We start from the raw sequence: 19793 nt of genomic DNA, 5'->3' as shown, positions 1-19793 counted from the left end.
CAGATCCAAAGAGTCCGGCCATGACACTGGACCACACCCGCCCCCTGTTCATCCGACTGCTGCTGCTGGCCTTCATCGTGCTGGTGCCTCCGGTGGGGCTGCTCGCCCATGGCGCGCTGGGCGAATTCGCCCGTGGGCTGGTCCCGGAGATGGACAAGAAGGCGGAAACCGTCGGCCGCGATCTTGCCAGCAGCATCGAGCGGGCCATCGGCTATGGCATCCCGCTGGATAAGTTGCAGGGCATGGACGAATTCTTCGCCCCCGTGCTCGCCGCCAATCGTGAAATTCGCTACCTGGCGGTGACGGATCGGGATAACCGCATCCTGTTCATCAACGGCGCCATGCCCGAACTGCTCACCCCTTATTTCTCGGTAACGGATTTCGAAGGGGGCGGATCGCGCAAGTCGCTGATCGGCGATTTCGTCAATCTGGCCCAGCCGCTGATGTCGAAAGGCGTTGTGGTGGGCCATGTCCAGGTTGGGCTGGACCAGGATTACGTCCAAAGCCGCCTGATGGAAATCGCCGTCGATATCGGGGTGATGACCCTGTGCTCCCTGCTGGTATCGGTGGAAATCCTGCTGTTTATCGTCACCTTCAACGTCATCGGTCCCATTCGCGCCGTCTCCACGGTGATGGATAGGGTTCGCCGGGGTGACTTCGGCTACACCTGCGGCGTCATCTCCGACGACGAGGTCGGCCGCTTCGTCCATGGCTTCAACGGGGCCATCCGTCATGTGGATGGACTGTTTCGTCGACTCGAAGCCTATATGGACGAGATCAAGACCGCTCATTTCGACAAGACGGTGGTCGGGCGGGTCATGGATATCGAAGCGCGGGTGCGCTTCCTGTTCCGGTTCTCACGCACCGGCCAGCCGGAAGTGATCAACGAACATCAGGCGACGGATATCAGGCTTCCACTGTTCCTGTTCGTTTTCGCCGAGGAGATGTCGCGCTCGTTCATGCCGCTTTTCATCCGCGACCTGTACACGCCCTCCACGGGACTGGACCAGGAAATGGCCATCGCGCTGCCCATCGCGGTGTTCATGTTCTTCATCGCCGCCGTGTCGCCGTCAGCCGCCATGATTTCGGCCCGCAAGGGCAGTCGGCGCGTGTTCCTGATCGGACTGCTGCCCGCGACCGTCGGATTTTTCATGTCGGGTCTGGCGGACAACGTCTTCGATCTGACCTTGTGGCGCTCGCTGACCGCCATCGGCTATGCCCTGGTCACCATGGCGTGCCAAAGCTATATCGCCCAAGCCGCCCAGCGGGAAAGCCGCGCGCAGGGACTTGGGGTCTATGTGGGCGCGGTGCTGACCGCCAGCATCTGCGGCACCGGGATCGGCGGCGTTCTGGCCGAGCGCGTGGGCTATCGCGCCACTTTTGTATTGGCCGCCGCCCTCAGCGTCGTTGCCGGACTGCTGATCTATCGTCTGATGGACGCGGCCCAACCGAAGGCGGAGCCCCTGTCGCCGCGCAAGCGCGAATTCCTGGCTCTGTTGCGCAATTGGCGCTTCTTCGCCCTGGTCACATTTGCAGCCATTCCCAGCAAGATTGCCCTGACCGGCTTCTTCTTCTTCCTGGTTCCGCTGACCTTGCTCCAGACGCCGGGCTACGACCTCGGTGATATCGCCCGAATCATGATGATGTACCCCATCTCGGTGGTCCTGCTGTCGCCGCTGGCGGCCCGGCTGGCCGACAAGATGGGCTGGAAGGCCGGCTTGGTGGCGGTGGGCGGCCTGATCGGCGGCTTCGGCCTCTTGCTCCCCGTCCTGAGCGGCGACTTCAACGTACTCGGCGTTTCCATTGCCCTGCTCGGCGTCTCGCACGGCCTGTCGGCATCGCCGCAACTGGCCATCATTCCAGACATCTGCTGGACCGAGTGCCGCAACATGGGCCAGACCAATGTTTTGGCCTTCCTGCGCCTCGCCGAGCGGGTCGGCAGCGTCATCGGTCCCTTCCTGGCCGCCGCCTTCATTCCCATCTATGGCATCTCCGGCGCGGTGATCGCCCTTGGCGCCGTGGTTCTCGGCATGAGCGTGGTCTTCGCCCTGCTGTCCTTCGCCTACGGCTCTGGTCCCCATATCGAGGCGGAGCTGGCCGAATGACGTCCCGCCGCCCTCTTCTTGCCGCCCTCCTGATCGCCCTGACCGCCATGGCGATCTGGCCGTCCGGTGCCTGGAGCGCCGAGCCCAAGCCCAAGCCCTACCGCATCTACATGGCGCTGTGGCGGGGATGGGAAGAGGCGGCCCAGGGGTTCAAGGACTACTTCACCAATCAGAACATCCCGGTCGAACTGATCATCCGCGACGCGGGCCAGGACAAGAGCAAGCTGAAGGACTTCGTGGCCGAGGCCAAGCGGCTGGAGGTGGATCTGGTCTTCACCTGGGGTACCACGGTCAGCGAGGAGATGCTGGGTCGGCTGGACACCGTCGCTGCCGACAAGCACATCACCGAGATTCCCGCCGTCTTCGCCATCGTGTCGCAGCCACTGGGAAGCATGGTCAAGGATTTCGCGTCGTCGGGGCGCAACATCACCGGCACCACCTATCTGGTCCCCACCGAGACGCAGGCCAATCTGATCCAGTCCTATCGGCCGTTCAAACGGCTGGGCGTGGTGTTCAATCCACTGGAACGCAATGCCCAGGTCGCCATCGGCGAGTTCTCCGAAGTCGGCGCCAAGGCGGGGTTCGAGGTGATCAGCCGGTCGGTGGACCTGGTGGACGGCAAGCCCAATCCCGCCAGCATTCCGGCCAAGGTGGCGGAGTTGAAGAAGGCGAAGGTGGACTTCCTCTACATTCCCCCCGACACCTTCCTCAACGTCAACCGCGACATCCTGACCGGGGCGGCTCTGGAGCAGGGCATTCCCACTTTCGCGGCCGGCGAGAATCCGGTTCTGACCTCGAAGGCCATGTTCGGCGGTGTCTATCGCTATTACACGGTCGGGCAATTGACCGCCTATAAGGCGGAACAGATCCTGGTGCACAAGATCAAACCAGCCGAGATTCCCATCGACGCCCCCAAGCGGCTGTCGATCATCATCAACATGCCGGTGGTGCGCCAATTGGGGCTTTACCCGCCCATGAAGCTGCTGGGATTGGCCGAGGTCATCGACCCGACGGAGGGCAAGGGGAAATGATCGGGGCTCGGTCCAATTTCCGATGGGGGGACGCATGCTGCTTCGCACGCGGGTAACCCTTATCGTCACCTTGACCTATACCCTGTTGGTGGGCGGTCTTACCTTCGCCGGCTTGAAGAGCGAGGAACTGGCGGACGAGCGCTATGCCACCGCGACCCTTAACGGCCAGCAGATCTTCTGGGACAAGCTGGTGGAAAACACCGTGCAGCGCCTGGATGCCGCGACGCCGTCCTTGGTGTCCAATCACGAGATGATCAACGCCGCCGGACGCCGGAGCCCATCTCAGGTCCGCGAAGCCATGGCCCCGACCGCGGAATTCCTGTCGCGCCGCGCCGCCGTGGCCCATTACGAAATCGCGGGGCTTGACGGCGAATTGCTCTACTCCTCGCGGGGGGCGCTGTTGGACGCGCCCCTGGTGGATTCCGGCACCAGCCGCGCCATCATCGAAAGCGGCAAGCCGCGCACCGGCATCATGCAAAACAGCGACAAGCGCTTTATCGTGGTGTTGACGCTGCCGCTGATCGGGGCCGATGGCGTTCCGGTCGGCGTGGCCACGCTGGTTTCCGACTTGAAGCCGCCCATTGCCGAATTCAAGGCCTCCACCGGCGCCGACGTCTATCTGGTGGATCGCGGCGGCCATATGACCGACGGCACCGACGCCCAGCTCTGGCAAATCTTCGAGGGCAAGCTTTCCGTCCGCAAGAGCCGCCTGGACACATGGCACGACAACAGCAAATTCTATTCGGTGGTGGTCTTCCCACTGATCGACGGACAGTCCCGCGTCATCGGCGCCCTGGTCAGCGTGCGTGATTCCACCGAGACCCAAGCCCGCCAATACCAGATCCGTATCGTCTCCATCGGCGCGGTCGCCGGGTTCCTGGTTCTGGTCCTGGCGGTGTTCTCCGTCTATCTGCGTCGCTCCTTCGATCCGCTGGATCAGGCCATCACGGTATTGAATGCGTTGTCGCGCGGCGACACCTCGGTGACGCTGGACGTCCAGAACGACAATGACGAGATCGGCCGCATCGCCAGCACCGTCGGCGTGTTCCGCGAAAACGCCATCAAGCTGGACCTGCTGGAAGAGCGCCGCGAGCGGCAGCGCCGCCGTCAGGAGCTGTTCATCCGCCTGCAGATGCTGAAACTGTCCGAGATGCTGGAGCAAGAGGCGCGGGAAGCCGTGCTCGAGGATCTGAAGCAGATCGAGGCCCTGTCCAATCGGGAACCCGGCCAAAGCGGTGAATCCGATGGCGGCAAGGGCGAGTTGGAAGTCCTGGCGGTCGCCTTCCAGACCATGTCGTCGCGTATCCGCGAGCAGCATGAGCGCCTGGAAACCTTGATCGCCGAACGCACCCGCGATGTTGAAATCCTGCGCGAGGCCCTGCGCACCCGTGACCAGTTGGCGGTTCTGCGTCAGGAATTGGACTTCGCCCGCGAATTGCAGCTGAGTTCGCTGCCGCAGGTGTTCCCGCCCTTCCCCGACCGCCACGAATTCCAGATTCATGCCTCCATGGTACCGGCCAAGGAAGTGGGCGGCGATTTCTACGACTTCTTCCTGATCGATCACCACCATCTGGGCTTCGTCATCGGCGACGCGTCGGGCAAGGGCGTGCCTGCCGCCATGTTCATCGCCATCACCCGCAGCCTCGTCAAGGCCGTGGCCCCCCTGTCATCCAGCCCCGGCGAATGCCTGGCCTTCGTCAACACCATGCTGTCGCGCGACAATCCGCAGACCCTGTTCGCCACCTGCTTCTATGGTGTCCTGGACACGCGCACCGGCGAGGTGGCGTTCTGCAATGCCGGACATCCTCCCCCCCTGATCTTGCGCGGCGGCGGCGTGGTGGATGCCATCCGCGACGTTTCCGGCGTGGCGCTGGGCGTCATGGAGGATCTGGACTACGAAACCGGCAGCTTCATGCTGCAAGTGGGCGATGTCGTCCATCTCTACACCGACGGGGTGACCGAGGCCCAGAACAGCGCCGACGAACTCTACGACGAACCCCGGCTGATCACCCATCTGGGCGAGATCACGGAAACCCATCCCGAAGCCGTCATCGCCGATGTCTTGAAATCGGTGGAGGACTTTGTCAGAACCGCCCCGCAATTCGACGACATCACGATGCTGACGTTGCGATTCGACCAAGCGTCGAATGACGGCGATACGGTGACGGAGCCGCAGCGCCGCCTGATGCTGACTGGCTTCAAGGGGACGGGAGACGCCGAGATCGCCTCGGTGGCCGAAGTTCAGCCAGCGCCTGCGCCCCCCCCGCCCGCCCCCGTGGCGGTCCTGAAAGGCATCATTCGACCGCCAATGCCCAAGCCGCCGCCCCGGCAGCGCATGGAACCCGACCATCTGTCCGTCACCATCACCAACGATGTGGCGGAACTGGAACGCCTCGCCAATCAGGTGGACGCCTTCGTCGAGAAGCACGGATTGCCAGAAAAACTGTCGTTTAACCTGAACGTATGCTTGGACGAATTGATCACCAATATTATCTCATACGGATATGGTGACGATGCGCCCCATGACATCGTGGTCAAATTCAGTTACGACGGCGTAGAGTTCATGACCGAGATCGAGGATGACGCCAAGGAGTATGATCCGTTCACCGAGGCTCCGGAGCCGGATTTGGAACTGGATGTGGATGATCGCCCCATTGGCGGGCTCGGCGTCTTCCTGGTGAAAGAGTTCATGGACACGACGGACTACCGGCACGAAGCCGGTCGGAATACGACCACCCTCCGCAAGACCATCGGAGAGCAGGAGAGCTAGAGCTCATGGAAATTCGCGAGGAAATCATTGGAGACGCCACCGTCCTGGTGCCTTTGGCCAGGGTGGACAGTTCCACCGCCAAGATATTCGAGGCCAAGGTTCTTGCCGTCGTCAATGGCGGCGCCGCGAAGATCGTCGTCGACTTCAGCGAACTGAACTATATCTCCAGCGCCGGACTGCGCGTCGTTCTGGTCGGCGCCAAGATGACCCGAGGCACCCGGAAATTCGTCCTGTGTGGCATGAAGCCCAATATCCGCGAAATCTTCGACGTCTCCGGCTTCGCCAAAATTCTCTCCATCTATCCCGACCGTCAAGCGGCCCTCGCCGCGTTGTAGGTGGGGCCGCCCTGCACCTGTTGACGGTGGTGCGTCAATGACGGCTGGGGTAGGATGATAGGGTGAATTCCGGTCGTCCCTGCCGACCGCCGATTCGCCATCAGGAGAGGAAAAATGACTGATCCGCTAAAAAACATGATCGCTCTGCAACAGGCCATGCTGGACGGCTGGATGGCGTCGTCCACCCAGATGATGCAGTACTGGAAGCATATGTTCGAGCTTCAGCAGAACCTGATCAATCAGGCGAGCACCTTGGCCCGCAGCCATGTGGAAATCGACGACGGTCCGTCATTCACCGGAAAATACGGCAAGCGCCGCTTCGACATCGATCCGGAACGCGACGTCTGACGACGACCTGGAAAGGGGCGGCGATTGAGCGATCTGACCAACCGGTTCGGCCAGCCCGTAGGGGTTCCCATCCCGGACTGGACAACACGGCCCAAGCCGGGGCGGACCACCGTTCAAGGCCAGTTCTGCCGCCTGGAACCGCTTGATCTCGCTCGTCATACCAGCCAGCTCTACAACGCCATGGTGGAGGACCGCGAGGGCCAGACCTGGACCTACCTTTATTACGGCCCCTTCAAGGACGAGGCCGAATTTCAGACATGGCTGGGCGTCGCCGCCGCCAGTGACGACCCCCAATTCTACGCCGTCGTGGATAATGTCAGCGGCACCGCGCTCGGCATGGTCGGCTATCTGCGCATCGAGAACACCGGGGGGTCCATTTCCGTGGGCCACATTATTTTCGCGCCCTGCCTGCGCCGGACTCCGGCCGCCACCGAATGCATGTATCTCATGCTGCGCCGCGCCTTCGACGAATTGGGCTACCGCCGTTGCGAATGGCGATGCGACGCCCTGAACACCAGTTCCCGCAACGCCGCCCAACGCTTCGGATTCAGCCTCGAGGGCGTGTTCCGTCAAGCCACCGTCAACAAGGGTCGCAATCGCGATACCGCCTGCTTTTCCATCATCGATTCGGAATGGCCGCACATTCGGGACAGCTTCCAACGTTGGCTGCGCCCCGACAATTTCGATGCCGAAGGCCGCCAGCGCGAACGGCTGTCGGTCTTGAACAAGGGCTAAGACCAATAGACATTCGAGTGGATAGGATGAGACATGGGCCACAGATAAGGAAACACCTCAATTCATCTGTGCTTATCTGTGTTCATCTGTGGCTAAAGTTTCTGCCAGAAAGACATTCTGGCCCGACATCAGCCGAATTCCCTGAATGTCGATACAACCTAACCTTGTCGCATGGACGACAGGAAGGTTCCCACCTCGCTGCGCATGGATTCCGATTCGTGAACCAGTTCGTCGGCGGCCCTGAACATGTCGGCGGCCATTTCGCCGGTGGCACCGGCCGCCTTTGACACGTCGCCGATATTGCGGGTGATCTCGGCATTGCCGTCGGAGGCCTGCTGAACACTGCGCACGATCTCGCTGGTCGCGGCGCTTTGCTCTTCCACCGCGGCGGCAATGGAGGCCACCACCTGATTGACGCGGTCGATGGTGCGTCCGACGGTGCGAATGGTCTCGACCGCGTCTTGGCTGATGGACTGGATGCCAGCGATCTGCTGGGCGATCTCGTCGGTGGCCTTGGCGGTCTGGTTGGCGAGCGTCTTGACCTCGCCCGCCACCACGGCGAAGCCCTTGCCCGCCTCGCCCGCCCGCGCCGCCTCGATGGTGGCGTTGAGCGCCAGAAGATTGGTTTGCCCGGCAATGGCGTTGATCAGTTCCACCACCTCGCCGATACGACCGGCGGCGGCGGCAAGGCCGTCCATGGTGGTATTGGCGGAATGGATGCCCTGCACCGCCTCCGAGGTAATGGTGGTGGTCTCGGCCACCTGGCGACTGATTTCCTGAACCGAACATCCCAACTGCTCGGCGGCGGTGGCCACGGTGGCCACATTGGCGGCGGACACTTCCGCCGCAGAGGCCACGGCGGCGCCCTGTTGGCTGGTCTGTTCGGCGGTCGCTTGCAGGGAATTGGACACGGTGTGGACATGCTCGATGGAGTGAACCACCGTCGCCAAAATCCCTTCCATGGCCGCATTGAACTTGGCGATCAGATCGTCGCGCCGGGCGATCAGGCGCGCCTGACTTTCGCGCTGGCTGCGCTGGTCGGCCTCAAGACGGGCCGCCGTTTCCATGCCGTCGCGGAAGACCGCCACGGCGCGGGCCATGGCGCCGATCTCGTCCTGATTGTCCAGCGAGGGAATCTCCACCTCGGTGGTGCCACCGGCCAGACGCCCCATGCTCTCGGTGAGCGCCGTCACCGGACCGGCGATCAGGCGGATCATGATCAGGGTAACGACGGCGCCCACCGTCAGCGCGCCGACCAGCACCAGGAAGAACTGCGCCTTGGCCGCGCTGGCGATATCGGAGGTATCGGCATAGTCGGCGGCCGCCTTGGCCGCCGCCTGCTGGGAAAGACCGCTCAGCAATTTGTGCAAAGCGTCGTATTCGATCTCGGTGGACCCCATCATGGACAGGGCGGTGATATGGTCGGACGAATAGATATCCAGCACGTCGCCAGCGGCCAGGCCATAGTCCTTGACCTGCTTGGCGGCGGCGGCATCGGTGCCGAGCGCGACGAACAGCGCCCCCGACTTGTCCCCGAGGTTCTTCATGTCGGCACGTATTTGGGCATCCAGTGCCTTGATCTTGTCCTTGTCCTCCTTGGCCGCCTGCCAGCCCAGCAAACGATAGACATTGGACTGAATGGCGGCGGCCACGCCGTCCAGTTCGGCGGCGGCGCGGCTGTTGGCGAAGGAAACCGTCACCATCCGTTCCATGGCCGCGCCCTGGCGATTCATGGCGAAATGGAAGACAAGGCCCAAAACCGCCACAGACACCACCAAAAGCAGTGGCGCGATGAAGACCTTGACCGCGATACGAGCATTGGAAATGCGAGCGAGCACTAGTTCCCCCGTAACCAAAGGGTGATCGAGCCGCGATACGGCCTCGAACTTGAAAACTTTGCCCATCTTCCCGTGGCGGATGCTTGTCATTGGTTGGGTCGCACCCTGCCGCCCCCCCTAAATTGGTATGCCGATACCTATTTAGTCAAGGCCTTGTTTGGCCCGCCCCTCCGATTGCTCCCGTTCTAAAGTATTATGCAAGAAATCACCGCCGGACGGTGCCGCCATCCTGGCCGAACAGCACCTTCTTGGCCTCCTCCGAAACCACCTGCTGGGTATTGATGTCCTTGGCCCGCTCATAGGCGCGCCGCACCGCCGGACGGGCACCGATGGTCTCGAACCAGCGTTTCAAATTTGGCGTGTCGTCGAGGCGCTGGCCCTGGCGCTCCCACGGGACGACCCAGGGATAAGCGGCCATATCGGCGATGGAATACTCCCCGGCGATGAACTCGCGATCGGCCAACCGCTTGTCGAGGACGGCGTGAAGCCGACTGGTCTCCTTGACATAGCGCTCGATGGCGTAGGGGATCTTTTCCGGCGCATAGAGGGCGAAGTGATGGTTCTGTCCGGCCATTGGCCCCAGCCCGCCCATCTGCCAGAACAGCCATTGCAGCACCTCGACCCGGCCGCGCAGATCGCCGGGGATGAATGTCCCGGTCTTTTCCGCCAGATAGAGCAGGATCGCCCCGGATTCGAACACGCTGACCGGCGCGCCTGCCTCGGCCGGGTCGTGATCGACGATAGCCGGCATGCGGTTGTTGGGGGAGATCTTCAGGAAGTCGGGCTTGAACTGCTCGCCCTTGCCGATATCCACCGGGATGATGCGATAGTCCAGTCCGGCCTCTTCCAGGAAAACGGTGATCTTGTGGCCATTGGGGGTGGTCCAGTAATAAAGGTCGATCATGGGGACGCTCCCGGTTCGCGAAGGAAAAACAGATGACGGCTAACAAGTGGTGGCACCCGGAGGTTTTCGCCACCCGCAGGGATAATCTCGTCCTTCGCGGCAAGGCCGTCCAGGCGGTTCGCGGCTTTTTCGCCGCCCAGGACTTCGCCGAGGTGGAAACCCCCTGCCTCCAGGTCTCGCCGGGCATGGAGCCCCATCTGAAGGCCTTCACCACCGCCCTTAGCGATGCCTATGGCGGCCCCGATGTGATTCTCGGCCTGCACACCAGTCCCGAATTCGCCATGAAGAAGCTGCTGGTGGCGGGCGTGCCGCGCCTCTACCAGATGGCGCGGGTGTTCCGCAACGCCGAGCGCTCCGCCACCCATCACCCCGAATTCACCATGCTGGAATGGTATCGGGCGGGCGAAAGCCTGGAACGGCTGATGGAGGACATGGAAGCGTTGACCCGGACCTGCGCCACGGCGGCCGGGGTTACGTCCCTGCGGCGCGGCGGCCTGTCCTGCGATCCTTTTCTCCCATGGCGGCGGCTGTCGGTGGCCGAGGCCTTTGGCGAATACGCCGGGATCGACATCCTGGCCACCGCCCCCGATCCCCAGGCGCCCGACCGCGACCTGTTGGCCGCCGAGGCCCGCCGCATCGGCATCTCGGTCAGCGAATCCGATCGCTGGGACGACATCTTCTTCAAGGTGATGATGGACCGCATCGAGCCCCATCTGGGCTTCGACCTCCCGGTCTTCCTGCATTCCTATCCCGTCTCCATGGCGGCGCTGTCGCGCCCCTCGCCCACGGATTCCAGGGTGGCGGAACGCTTCGAGGCCTATGCGATGGGGGTCGAGTTGGCCAACGCTTTCGGAGAATTGACCGACGCCGCCGAGCAGCGCCGCCGCTTCGAGGCCGATATGAGGTTGAAGCAGGAGCTATATGGCGACAGCCATCCGGTGGACGAGGATTTCCTGGCCGCCCTGGAATACGGCATGCCCGAGGCCTCCGGCATCGCGCTGGGCTTCGACCGCCTGGTCATGCTGCTGGCCGGAGCGGAACGCATCGACGAGGTGCTGTGGGCGCCGGTGGTGTGATGCGGCCGGGACGGCCGCGCTCCAACGGCATCGGAGCGCGGGCATCTTGCCCGCCCCAGCCGGATCACCCGAAGCCGCATTCCACCAGCAGCTTGTGAAAGTCGCGCAGGCTTTTCTCTCCCTGGGACGGGTCAGGGCAACTGGCGACGAACTTTTCCTCGAACTGCTTCTGGCGCAGATGCTCGATGACGCGGGCCTTGGCCATGTTGAGCGACTTGCCCTCGATCAAGACGCCTGCGCCGCAGAACTTCACCAACCGCACGGCGCGGGCCGCCAGGGGATCGTCGGGCTTGTCCACCTTCTCGATGATGCCTTCCTCGGTCAGGTAGCGGACCATGACGTCGTCGATCAGATCGGCCAGCGCCTTCTTGAAGTCGTCGGCGAGCACAGGGCAGGTTCGCAGCGCCTTGTTGGCCGCCGTCAGCGCCGCCATGCGCTGGGGCGGCGGCAGGCGCACCGCGATCCACTGATCGATATGCTTGGAGCGCCGCACATGGTTGTCCAGCACCTCGGTCAGCACTTCGCCCATGCTCTTGCCCAGGGAGGAGGCGCACAGCGTCAGCAGGAACTGCAGGCGGACGCAACCGTCGGACAAGGCCCCCAGCATCAATTGCAGGGCCTGGGGCGCCGCCACGGTGGCGCCGCCGGAATTGAGCACCCGCGAGCCGCGCTGCAGCAGCGACTCGGCCAAGGGCGGCCCGCCGGTCACGCTGTCCTTGTCCACCAGACGATGCAGCATCTTGTGGAACATCTCGAACTCTTGGTCGGGGTCGTTGCGCGACAGCGGATTGGTGCCGCCGATCTCGCGCATCACCCGCGCCATCAGCACCTCGCGGGTCAAGGGCAGGCGCCCCGCCGCGAACAGGGTGTTCAGATCCGTGAAGGTCTGCGGCGCGAATTTGGCGGCCTCCGCCTTGCCTTCGACCAGATTGACGATGGTGCACAGCGCCGCCGACAGATTGGACTGGAAACCCAGCAAGTCCTGGATGACCTGGGCGGGCACCATCAAATCGGCGATGACGCCGTCGATGACGCTCATATTGGCCTCGCCCGCCGGTTCCGCCGCCCAGGCGATCAGCATGTCCAGCTTGCCGAACCAACTGCGCTTTTCCAGCAAGGCCATGACCATCAGGGCGCGCAGGGTGAAAGGATCGCCGCCGCTGCCCTTGACCGCCTCGGCGAAATTGGCCGGGGTCTTGGGCTTCTTGCCGACGAACTCCTTGGCGCGGGCCTGAAGCTGTTCCCACGATTTGTCGAGGAAGTCCTTGCGGGCCTTGCTGTTCTCGTCGCCCGCCGCCTTGGCTTGCAGGCTGGACACCTTGTCGATGGCGCCGAACAGCAGATTGCCCTTGTCGCCGAATCGCTTCATCTCCTTGGCGTCGTGCAGCAGCTCGGTGGGCGTGATCAGCGCCTCGTCGAGATATTTGCGCAGCAGCTTGCCGATGGTGGTGCGCGACGGCTGACCGTAGAAATCCTCGAGCTCGGCACACAGCGGCGCATCGGTGATATTGGCCAGGGTGGGGTCGCTTGGCCCCTTGGCCGCGATCTGCTTTTCCAGCACCACCGTCTCGGTATGGGTGCCGTCGATGCGCTGGTAGTCCTTCACCACCCGCACCGCCGAGTGATTTCCCGCCTGAGCGATGCTTTCGGCGAAGGCCTTGGCCTTTTCCTCGTCACCGGCCATTTCGGCGATGACCCAGTGCTTGTCCTCCATGACTTGGACCTCGAACGAGGTCTTTGGCCCGCTCATGACGAGGCCTCCGCCAGGGACTTCTTGCGACGGTTGGATTCGGCCAGACCGGAATCGCCGAGTCTGGCCGCCAGCGCCTCGGCGGCCTTGCGCGCATTGTCGGCCACCACCGCCAGCGAGGATTCGGCGGCGAGACTGAGCCAGACATGCGCCTCGACGGGATCGGCGGCCACGCCCTGGCCGCGCTCGCACATGATGGCCAGTTGGTACTGGGCGGCGGGATTGCCCGCCTGGGCGGCGCGGCGCAGCCAGAAGGCGGCGGAGGCTTCGTCCTTATCGACGCCCGCCCCCATCAGCAGCATCAGGCCGAAATTATACTGGGCCGCGGGCAAGCCCTGCGCCGCCGCCCGGCGGCACAGCGAGGCCGCCTCGGCCGGATCGGCCTCGGCCCCCCTGCCCTGGCGCAGCATGTTGGCGAGGTTGAACTGCGCCTCCGCCTCGCCCAGCTCGGCCGCCTGGCGATACAGTTCGACCGCGAGTTCCTCGTTGCGCTCGACGCCGCTTCCCGCCTCGTGCAGCGCGCCCAGGGCGAACAGAGCGGCGGAATCACCCTGGTCGGCGGCCTGCCTGTACCATTTGGCCGCCACGTCGGGGCTGGCCTCGACACCGCGCCCCATGCGGATCATGTTGCCCAGGTTGAACTGAGAGGCCGCGTCGCCCTGCTTGGCCGCCTCGCGGAACCATTTCAGCGCATGGGCGGCGCTTTGCGCCACGCCCAGCCCAAGATCATACATGACCGCCAGCGAGTACTGCCCCCGCGCATCGCCCGCCTGGGCAGCCAGGGAATAGAGACGGAACGCCTCCGCCGGATCGACCGGGACGCCCTTGCCCTCGCGATAGGCATTGCCCAGGGCCACCAGGGCGGCCGCCTCCCCCTTGTCGGCGGCGGCCTTGAGAAGCGCCGGGTCCACTTCTTTTTCCTCGCCGATCTGAAGCGGGTCGGTCTCCACCTCGATGACCGGCAGGGCGATCACCTTCGCCTTCGCGGCCTTCTCCTGTGCGGGCGGCGGTGGCGGTGCCGGAACGGAAGGAAAAGTGATTTTGGGCCTGGGCGGCGGCGGCGCGACGACCGGCTCGGATCGTTCCAGGGGCGGCGGAGCTTTCGGCGGCAGATCTTCCACCTTGCGGTTAATATCGACGCCGTCGGCCTCCATCTTCTTCAAAAGATTGATGGCGTCCTTATGGCCCTGGCGGGCGGCACGCACCAGCCAGACCACCGCCTCGTCCACATCCCGCTTGACCTGATAGCCCAGGCGATAGAGGTCACCCAGCTTGAACTGAGCAACCGGGTCGTTTTCGAGCGCCAGTTGCTTGTACCGGATGACGATTTCTGGTTCGCGCGCCATGACTTCTGTCCGCCTTCAACCTCGTCGAGATGAAGCATGCCGCATCGGCACCCGCCTGTCGAGTTTGCGAATAGGTCTCAGGCTTCCTGGGCTAAAAATCTCCAGAACCGGTGACCATGAGTTCAGGAAAAAATCATTCGTGAAGAAAACGCCGAATTTGCACTGCAATATCAAGATTATAGGCTTTCATAGCGTTATGTCGCCATATATGCCACAATCAATCCCCATAACAGTGAGGGACTATTTAATGGAAAGACCTGCCGATAATTGTTGCCGATGGATCGATGGAGACGTCAGATCCGGCACGGCGACTTGGTGCGGTGTCCCCACTCGCGATGGCGGGCCTTGGTGTCTTGAGCACCGCCGCGTCGTCTATGTCGGCTGGCGCCCCGCCGGTGCGCTCCGCCGCCCCGCGCCGGTGGTCATCGCCGACGTCGTCACTCCCGATCCCTGATCCTCCCGCCGTCACAGGACCCGCCCCATGGCTTTCAAGCCGAATTACAATCAGCTTCGCAACGACCGTAACCGGGCCAAGCAAGCCAAGAAGAACGAAAAGATGCGCCAGCTGGAGGAAGACACCGCCAAGCGCAAGACAAACGACGACTCCAGCACCGAATCCCAGCCCGACGAGCCGCCGCCGCAATAGCCCTTGCCGAGCGATGACGCAGGTTCTATGACCTGCCCCAACACTGACCGGAGGGGGCCATGGCCCGCAAGAAGCCCACGGACAACACCTATGTGTTGTTCAACGTGACCTATGAGGACGGAACCCTGAGTTCCAACCGCAAGATTCCCAGCGCCGAACTGCTGGGTCCGGAAGGCGACGACCCCGCCAAATGGCTGATCGAGGCCCAGGACCGCAAGATCGGGGAGATGTCGGGCAATCCGCGCGGCGCCATCAAGGCCATCTGCCGCACCCCCGGCCAATAACGTTGCGACTGGACGACCAGACCTGGCTGCATCGTCGGGTGGCGGATCATCCCGCCGCCCGTGCCGCCGTCTTGCGCGACCGATTGCTGGCCATAGCCGTATCCTCGCGGGGGCCGGTGGGGGTTGATCTGGAACCCCTGAATCAGTGCGGCCATGCCCTGCCCACCGCCACCGCGTTCTTCGCGCCCCACGAGGCATCCTGGCTGGCCGCTCCCGATTTCAGCCCCCTTGCGGCCACGAAACCATCATGGCCGCCGGTCGTTGCAGTGCTGAACGGCGCCCCCTATACTGTCGTTTGGTATACCTCCATCGTTGATGAAGCTTTGGTCATTGCCGCCCGCGCCGATGTCGTGCCGGGCAGGCCCATTGGATCCCCATGAATCAGCCTCCCGCCTCTTTGCCCGCTCCCCTGCATGGCCCGATCGACCCCTCTCTCCTGCGCGATGAGATGCTGTGGGAGATTTTCGCCGCCAGCGCCGCCCGCACCCCCGATGCCGCCGCCATTACCTTTGGCGACACCACCCTGACCTATGGCGAACTGGCCGCCCGTGCCGAGCGGGTCGCCTGTGCCCTGGCCAAGCGAGGCATCGGCCGTGGCGCCTTCGTCGGGCTGTGGATGAGCCGCTCCCTTGACCTGCATGTGGCGCTGCTGGGTATCTTGCGGGCGGGCGCCGCCTATATTCCGTTCGACACCGACGCACCGGCCGATCGGGTGGCGGAATGCCTGGACGACTGCGCCGCCGCCGCCGTCATCGTCGATGCCGTCACCGCGGGCGGAGTCGTCCGCCCCCTCCCCGCCGTCATGCTGCCGCTTCCCGCCCTGTTGGAAGAAGCCACGGACGGCGCGGCGCCGGACCCGCGAGCCCAGGGCGCCGGGGCCACCGATGCCGCCTATGCCATCTATACCTCGGGCTCCACCGGCAAGCCCAAGGCCATCGTCATCAGCCACCGCAATATTTGCCATTTCCTGCGATCGGCCAATTCGCTTTACGACGTGCGGGCATCGGACGTGATGTTTCAAGGTGCCTCGGTGGCGTTCGATCTGTCGCTGGAGGAAATTTTCGTCCCCTATCTGGCGGGAGCCTCGCTCTGGGTCGCCGGACGCCAGACCCTGGCCGAGGCGGACCAGCTTCCCGACGTGCTGACCAAGGCCGGAATCACCGTGCTGGACACGGTGCCGACCCTTTTGTCGTTGCTGCCCCGCGATGTGCCGTCGCTGCGGCTGATCCTGCTGGGAGGCGAGGCCCTGCCTCCGGCCCTGGCCGAGCGCTGGTGCCGTGACGGCCGCCGCATCTTCAACACCTATGGCCCCACCGAGGCCACCGTGGTCGCCACCGTGGCCGAGGTCTTGCCGGGCAGCACCGTCACCATCGGGCGGCCCATTCCCAATTATTCCTGCTGGATCGTCGACGAGGTTCTCAATCCGGTCGTGTCCGGCGCCACCGGTGAGTTGCTGATCGGCGGCCCCGGCATCGCCGCCGGTTACCTCGGCCGACCCGAACTGACCGCCGAGAAGTTCATCGCCAATCCGTGGGAGCCGACAGGCTCCGCCCCCGTCCTCTACCGCTCGGGCGACGCCGTCAGCCTGGACGAGAACGGCAACCTCGCCTTTCACGGCCGCATCGACGATCAGGTCAAGATTCGCGGTTTTCGTGTCGAGCTGGGCGAAATCGAGGCCCGCCTTGCCGGTCAGCCCGGCATTACCCAGGCCGCCGTGTCGCTGCGCGGCGACGACGGCATCGAGCGGCTGGTGGCCTATCTGGTGAGCGACCAAGAGATCGATACCGCCGCCCTTCGCGAGACGCTGCGCGTTCAGTTGCCCGCCTATATGGTGCCGTCGCATTATCTGAGGCTGGACCAACTGCCCCGCCTGATCTCGGGCAAGGTGGACCGCCGGGCGCTGAAAGCCATTGCGCTGGGCACCGTCTCGGCGGAGGCCCAGGAAGCCGCCAGCAGCGCCACCGAAGCGGCGCTGCTTGACGCCGCCCGGCGGGTGTTCCCCGGACAAAGCATTCCGTTCGACGCCGATTTCTTCACCGATCTGGGCGGCCATTCCCTGCTGGCGGCCAAATTCGTCTCGGCGGTGCGCGAGACTCCCGCCCTGGCCAGCCTGACCCTGAACGAAATCTATGCCCAACGAAGCTTGCGAGGCATGGCCGCCGTGCTGGACGCCCGCGCTCCGGCGGCGGACGCCGTGGCGGCCGATCTGTCCTTCGCGCCGCCCAGCCTGACCCGCCGTTTCCTGTGCGGGTTGGCCCAGGCCATCGCCATGCCCTTCGTTCTGGCCCTGACCACGGCGCCTTGGCTGGGCGTTTTCATCAGCTACATGCTGCTATCGGGCGAGGATGCCGGATTCCTCGGCGAGGTCGGCACCCTGATGGTGGTCTACGCCTTCATCAATATCGGCACCATCTCCGTTTCCATCGCCTTGAAATGGGTAATCCTGGGCCGCACCAAGCCGGGCCGCTACAAGCTGTGGGGCGTCTATTATTTCCGCTGGTGGCTGGCCCAGCGGGTGGTCAGCGTCGCCCATATCAAGTGGTTCCAGGGAACCCCCATCATGGGGATCTATCTGCGCCTGCTGGGCGCCAAGGTGGGCAGCGACTGCATCATCTCGGAACTGGAAGCGGGCGCCTTCGATCTGGTGGAGATCGGCGACGGCGTCGCCACCGGCGGCAAGCTGCGACTCGCCAATGCCGAGGCCATCGGCGACGAGTTGGTCATCGGTCGCATCCACATCGGCGACGACGCCTATATCGGCTCGTCCTGCGTGGTCGGCCATGACGTGACCATCGAGACCGGCGGCGAACTGGGCGACATGACGGCGGTGGCGCCGGGCATGCGGATCGCCGCCTACGAGCATTGGGACGGCTCGCCCGCCCGCAAGATCGGCATGGTCGACAAGGATGCCCTGCCCGAGGCGGCCAAGGCCAGCACCGGCCGCAAGCTGCTGTTGACCGCCTTTTACGCCCTGATGCTGGTGGTGCTGCCGCCCATCAGCCTGTTGCCCATCTTCCCCGCCTTCAAGATCTTCGAGAAGATGAACGATGTCTTGAATGTGAACGAGACCCAGGACTTCATCATGACCCTGCCCGTCATGGCCTGGCCGACCTCCATGGCGCTGATCGCCATCACGGTGCTGTTGATCGCCGTGGTGCGCTGGACCGTTTTACCGGTGGTCACCGCCGGGCATTACTCGGTCTATGGCGGGTTTTACGTGCGCAAATGGATCGTGGCGCTGGCCACCGAACTGATGCTGGAAACCCTGTCTTCGCTGTACGCCACGGTCTATATGCGACTGTGGTACCGGCTGATGGGCGCCAAGATCGGCAAGGACGCCGAGATTTCATGCAATCTTTCCGGTCGCTACGACCTCACCGATATCGGCGAGAAATGCTTCATCGCCGACGAAGTGGTGCTGGGCGACGAGAGCATCCGGCGCGGCTGGATGCATCTGGAACCGGTCAAGACCGAGGCCCGCGTCTTCGTCGGCAACGACGCGGTGGTGCCGCCGGGCTGCCTGATCCCCACCGGCACCCTGATCGGCATCAAGTCGCGCCCGCCCGCCAACCACGAGATGAGCCCCGGCGACACCTGGTTCGGCAGCCCGCCCATCAAGCTGCCGGTCCGCCAGCGCTTCGACGCCGTCGGCGCCAACTGGACCTATGAGCCGCCTCGTTGGCGGCGGATCCTGCGGGCGGTATTCGAGGCCTTCGCGGTCTCGCTGCCCACCATGCTGTTCATCACCTTCGGCATCACCACGGTGGAAACCCTGGAACCGTTCATCACCCGGCGCGAATACGCCACGGTGACGCTGCTGTTCATCCTTGCCTCGGTGGCCATCTCGCTGGCCCTGGCGGGGTGCTCGGTGGCGGTGAAATGGCTGATGATGGGAGTCTACAAGCCCACCGCCAAGCCCATGTGGTCGTGGTGGGCCTTGCGCACCGAGGCGGTCGCCGTGATGTATTGGGGACTGGCGGGCAAGGTGCTGCTGGACCATCTGCGCGGCACTCCGTTCCTGCCCTGGGTTCTGTGGCTCTATGGTTGCCGGTTCGGCGCGGGCGTCTATATGGACACCACCGACATCACCGAATTCGATTGCATCAATGTGGGCGATTTCTGCGTCATCAATTCGCTGTCGGCGCTTCAGACCCATCTCTACGAGGATCGGGTGATGAAGGTCGGACGCGTCAATCTCAGCCGTGGCGTGACCATCGGCAGCGGCTCCACCGTGCTCTACGACACCCAGGTGGGCGAATTCGCCCGTATCGGCGCGCTGACCATCGTCATGAAGGGTGAATCCATTCCCGCCCACGGCGAATGGGAAGGCGCCCCCGCCCAGACGGCGCCCAAGCGGACGAGCGCATGACCATCGCCAAGCGATCGGTGACGATCGCCGGTCACGCCACCAGCGTGACCATCGAGGCGGCATTTTGGGACGAGCTGAAGGGCATGGCCGAAACGCGCGGCGTTTCGGTCAACCAATTGGTGGCCGAGATCGATTCCGGCCGCGACGGGAACCTGTCCTCGGCGATCCGCCTGTTCGTGCTGGCGGAGTTGAAGGCGCGGGCGGCCGCAAGGACCGCCCCACCTTCCCTGCCTATTTCATGCGACTGAGCACAAAC

At 63.9% G+C, this 19793-nt stretch carries 16 protein-coding genes; 12 read left to right on the top strand and 4 right to left on the bottom strand.

Annotated elements, in window-relative coordinates:
* Positions 1–20 precede the first annotated feature (20 nt).
* From CU669_RS09145 to CU669_RS09120, 6 genes are all read left to right on the top strand, one after another.
* Positions 21–2105: an MFS transporter gene (locus tag CU669_RS09145; RefSeq protein WP_112143931.1), complete on the top strand. Its 2085-nt coding sequence runs from the start codon at positions 21–23 to the stop codon at positions 2103–2105.
* Positions 2102–3136, top strand: coding sequence for an ABC transporter substrate-binding protein (locus CU669_RS09140; protein ID WP_112143929.1), 1035 nt, complete (start codon positions 2102–2104; stop codon positions 3134–3136). Before CU669_RS09145 ends, CU669_RS09140 begins: the two co-directional genes overlap by 4 nt.
* Positions 3137–3170: 34 nt before the next feature.
* Positions 3171–5906 carry a SpoIIE family protein phosphatase gene (locus CU669_RS09135; protein ID WP_112143927.1) on the top strand — a complete coding sequence of 912 codons (2736 nt, stop codon included), beginning with the start codon at positions 3171–3173 and terminating at the stop codon, positions 5904–5906.
* A 5-nt stretch (positions 5907–5911) separates the two neighbouring features.
* On the top strand, positions 5912–6241 hold the full coding sequence (locus tag CU669_RS09130; protein ID WP_112143925.1) for an STAS domain-containing protein: 330 nt from the start codon (positions 5912–5914) through the stop codon (positions 6239–6241).
* A gap of 114 nt (positions 6242–6355) precedes the next feature.
* Complete coding sequence (locus tag CU669_RS09125) at positions 6356–6589, top strand: hypothetical protein (protein WP_112143923.1); 234 nt, start codon at positions 6356–6358, stop codon at positions 6587–6589.
* Positions 6590–6613: 24 nt separating this feature from the next.
* Complete coding sequence (locus CU669_RS09120) at positions 6614–7324, top strand: GNAT family N-acetyltransferase (protein WP_112143921.1); 711 nt, start codon at positions 6614–6616, stop codon at positions 7322–7324.
* A gap of 158 nt (positions 7325–7482) precedes the next feature.
* Here the strand turns inward: CU669_RS09120 and CU669_RS09115 are convergent, their stop codons facing one another.
* The gene (locus CU669_RS09115) at positions 7483–9162 is read right to left on the bottom strand and encodes a methyl-accepting chemotaxis protein (protein ID WP_112144104.1); all 1680 of its coding nucleotides are present in this window, start codon (positions 9160–9162) and stop codon (positions 7483–7485) included.
* Between the two features lie 205 nt (positions 9163–9367).
* Positions 9368–10066, bottom strand: coding sequence for a glutathione S-transferase N-terminal domain-containing protein (locus CU669_RS09110; protein WP_112143919.1), 699 nt, complete (start codon positions 10064–10066; stop codon positions 9368–9370).
* 32 nt (positions 10067–10098) lie between these two features.
* Between CU669_RS09110 and epmA the strand changes: the two genes are divergently transcribed.
* A complete protein-coding gene (epmA, locus tag CU669_RS09105) occupies positions 10099–11142 on the top strand; it encodes an EF-P lysine aminoacylase EpmA (protein ID WP_112143917.1) in 1044 nt (347 codons plus the stop codon).
* A gap of 64 nt (positions 11143–11206) precedes the next feature.
* On the opposite strand, the gene CU669_RS09100 is transcribed toward epmA, so the two are convergent.
* The gene (locus tag CU669_RS09100; protein ID WP_112143915.1) at positions 11207–12892 is read right to left on the bottom strand and encodes a hypothetical protein; all 1686 of its coding nucleotides are present in this window, start codon (positions 12890–12892) and stop codon (positions 11207–11209) included.
* Entirely contained in the window at positions 12889–14238 is a 1350-nt protein-coding gene (locus CU669_RS09095) for an SEL1-like repeat protein (protein WP_112143913.1), read from the bottom strand. Before CU669_RS09095 ends, CU669_RS09100 begins: the two co-directional genes overlap by 4 nt.
* Before the next feature lie 481 nt (positions 14239–14719).
* Between CU669_RS09095 and CU669_RS21570 the strand changes: the two genes are divergently transcribed.
* Genes CU669_RS21570 through CU669_RS09075 form a run of 5 tightly spaced genes read left to right on the top strand, consistent with a single transcriptional unit; the run spans position 14720 to position 19785 of the window.
* On the top strand, positions 14720–14884 hold the full coding sequence (locus CU669_RS21570; protein WP_192884602.1) for a hypothetical protein: 165 nt from the start codon (positions 14720–14722) through the stop codon (positions 14882–14884).
* 59 nt (positions 14885–14943) lie between these two features.
* Positions 14944–15168 carry a hypothetical protein gene (locus CU669_RS09090; protein WP_112143911.1) on the top strand — a complete coding sequence of 75 codons (225 nt, stop codon included), beginning with the start codon at positions 14944–14946 and terminating at the stop codon, positions 15166–15168.
* A gap of 2 nt (positions 15169–15170) precedes the next feature.
* Positions 15171–15548 carry a 4'-phosphopantetheinyl transferase family protein gene (locus CU669_RS09085; protein ID WP_112143909.1) on the top strand — a complete coding sequence of 126 codons (378 nt, stop codon included), beginning with the start codon at positions 15171–15173 and terminating at the stop codon, positions 15546–15548.
* Positions 15545–19537, top strand: coding sequence for a Pls/PosA family non-ribosomal peptide synthetase (locus tag CU669_RS09080; protein WP_112143907.1), 3993 nt, complete (start codon positions 15545–15547; stop codon positions 19535–19537). Before CU669_RS09085 ends, CU669_RS09080 begins: the two co-directional genes overlap by 4 nt.
* Positions 19534–19785 (top strand): ribbon-helix-helix domain-containing protein, encoded by a 252-nt coding sequence (locus CU669_RS09075; RefSeq protein ID WP_112144102.1) that lies wholly within the window; start codon positions 19534–19536, stop codon positions 19783–19785. The genes CU669_RS09080 and CU669_RS09075 overlap by 4 nt, the downstream gene beginning before the upstream one ends.
* Positions 19786–19793: the final 8 nt, after the last annotated feature.

The organism is Paramagnetospirillum kuznetsovii (assembly GCF_003284725.1).
GTDB lineage: Bacteria > Pseudomonadota > Alphaproteobacteria > Rhodospirillales > Magnetospirillaceae > Phaeospirillum > Phaeospirillum kuznetsovii.
Note: the sequence above shows the minus strand (reverse complement) of the source record. Positions and strands in the feature narration are given on the sequence as shown.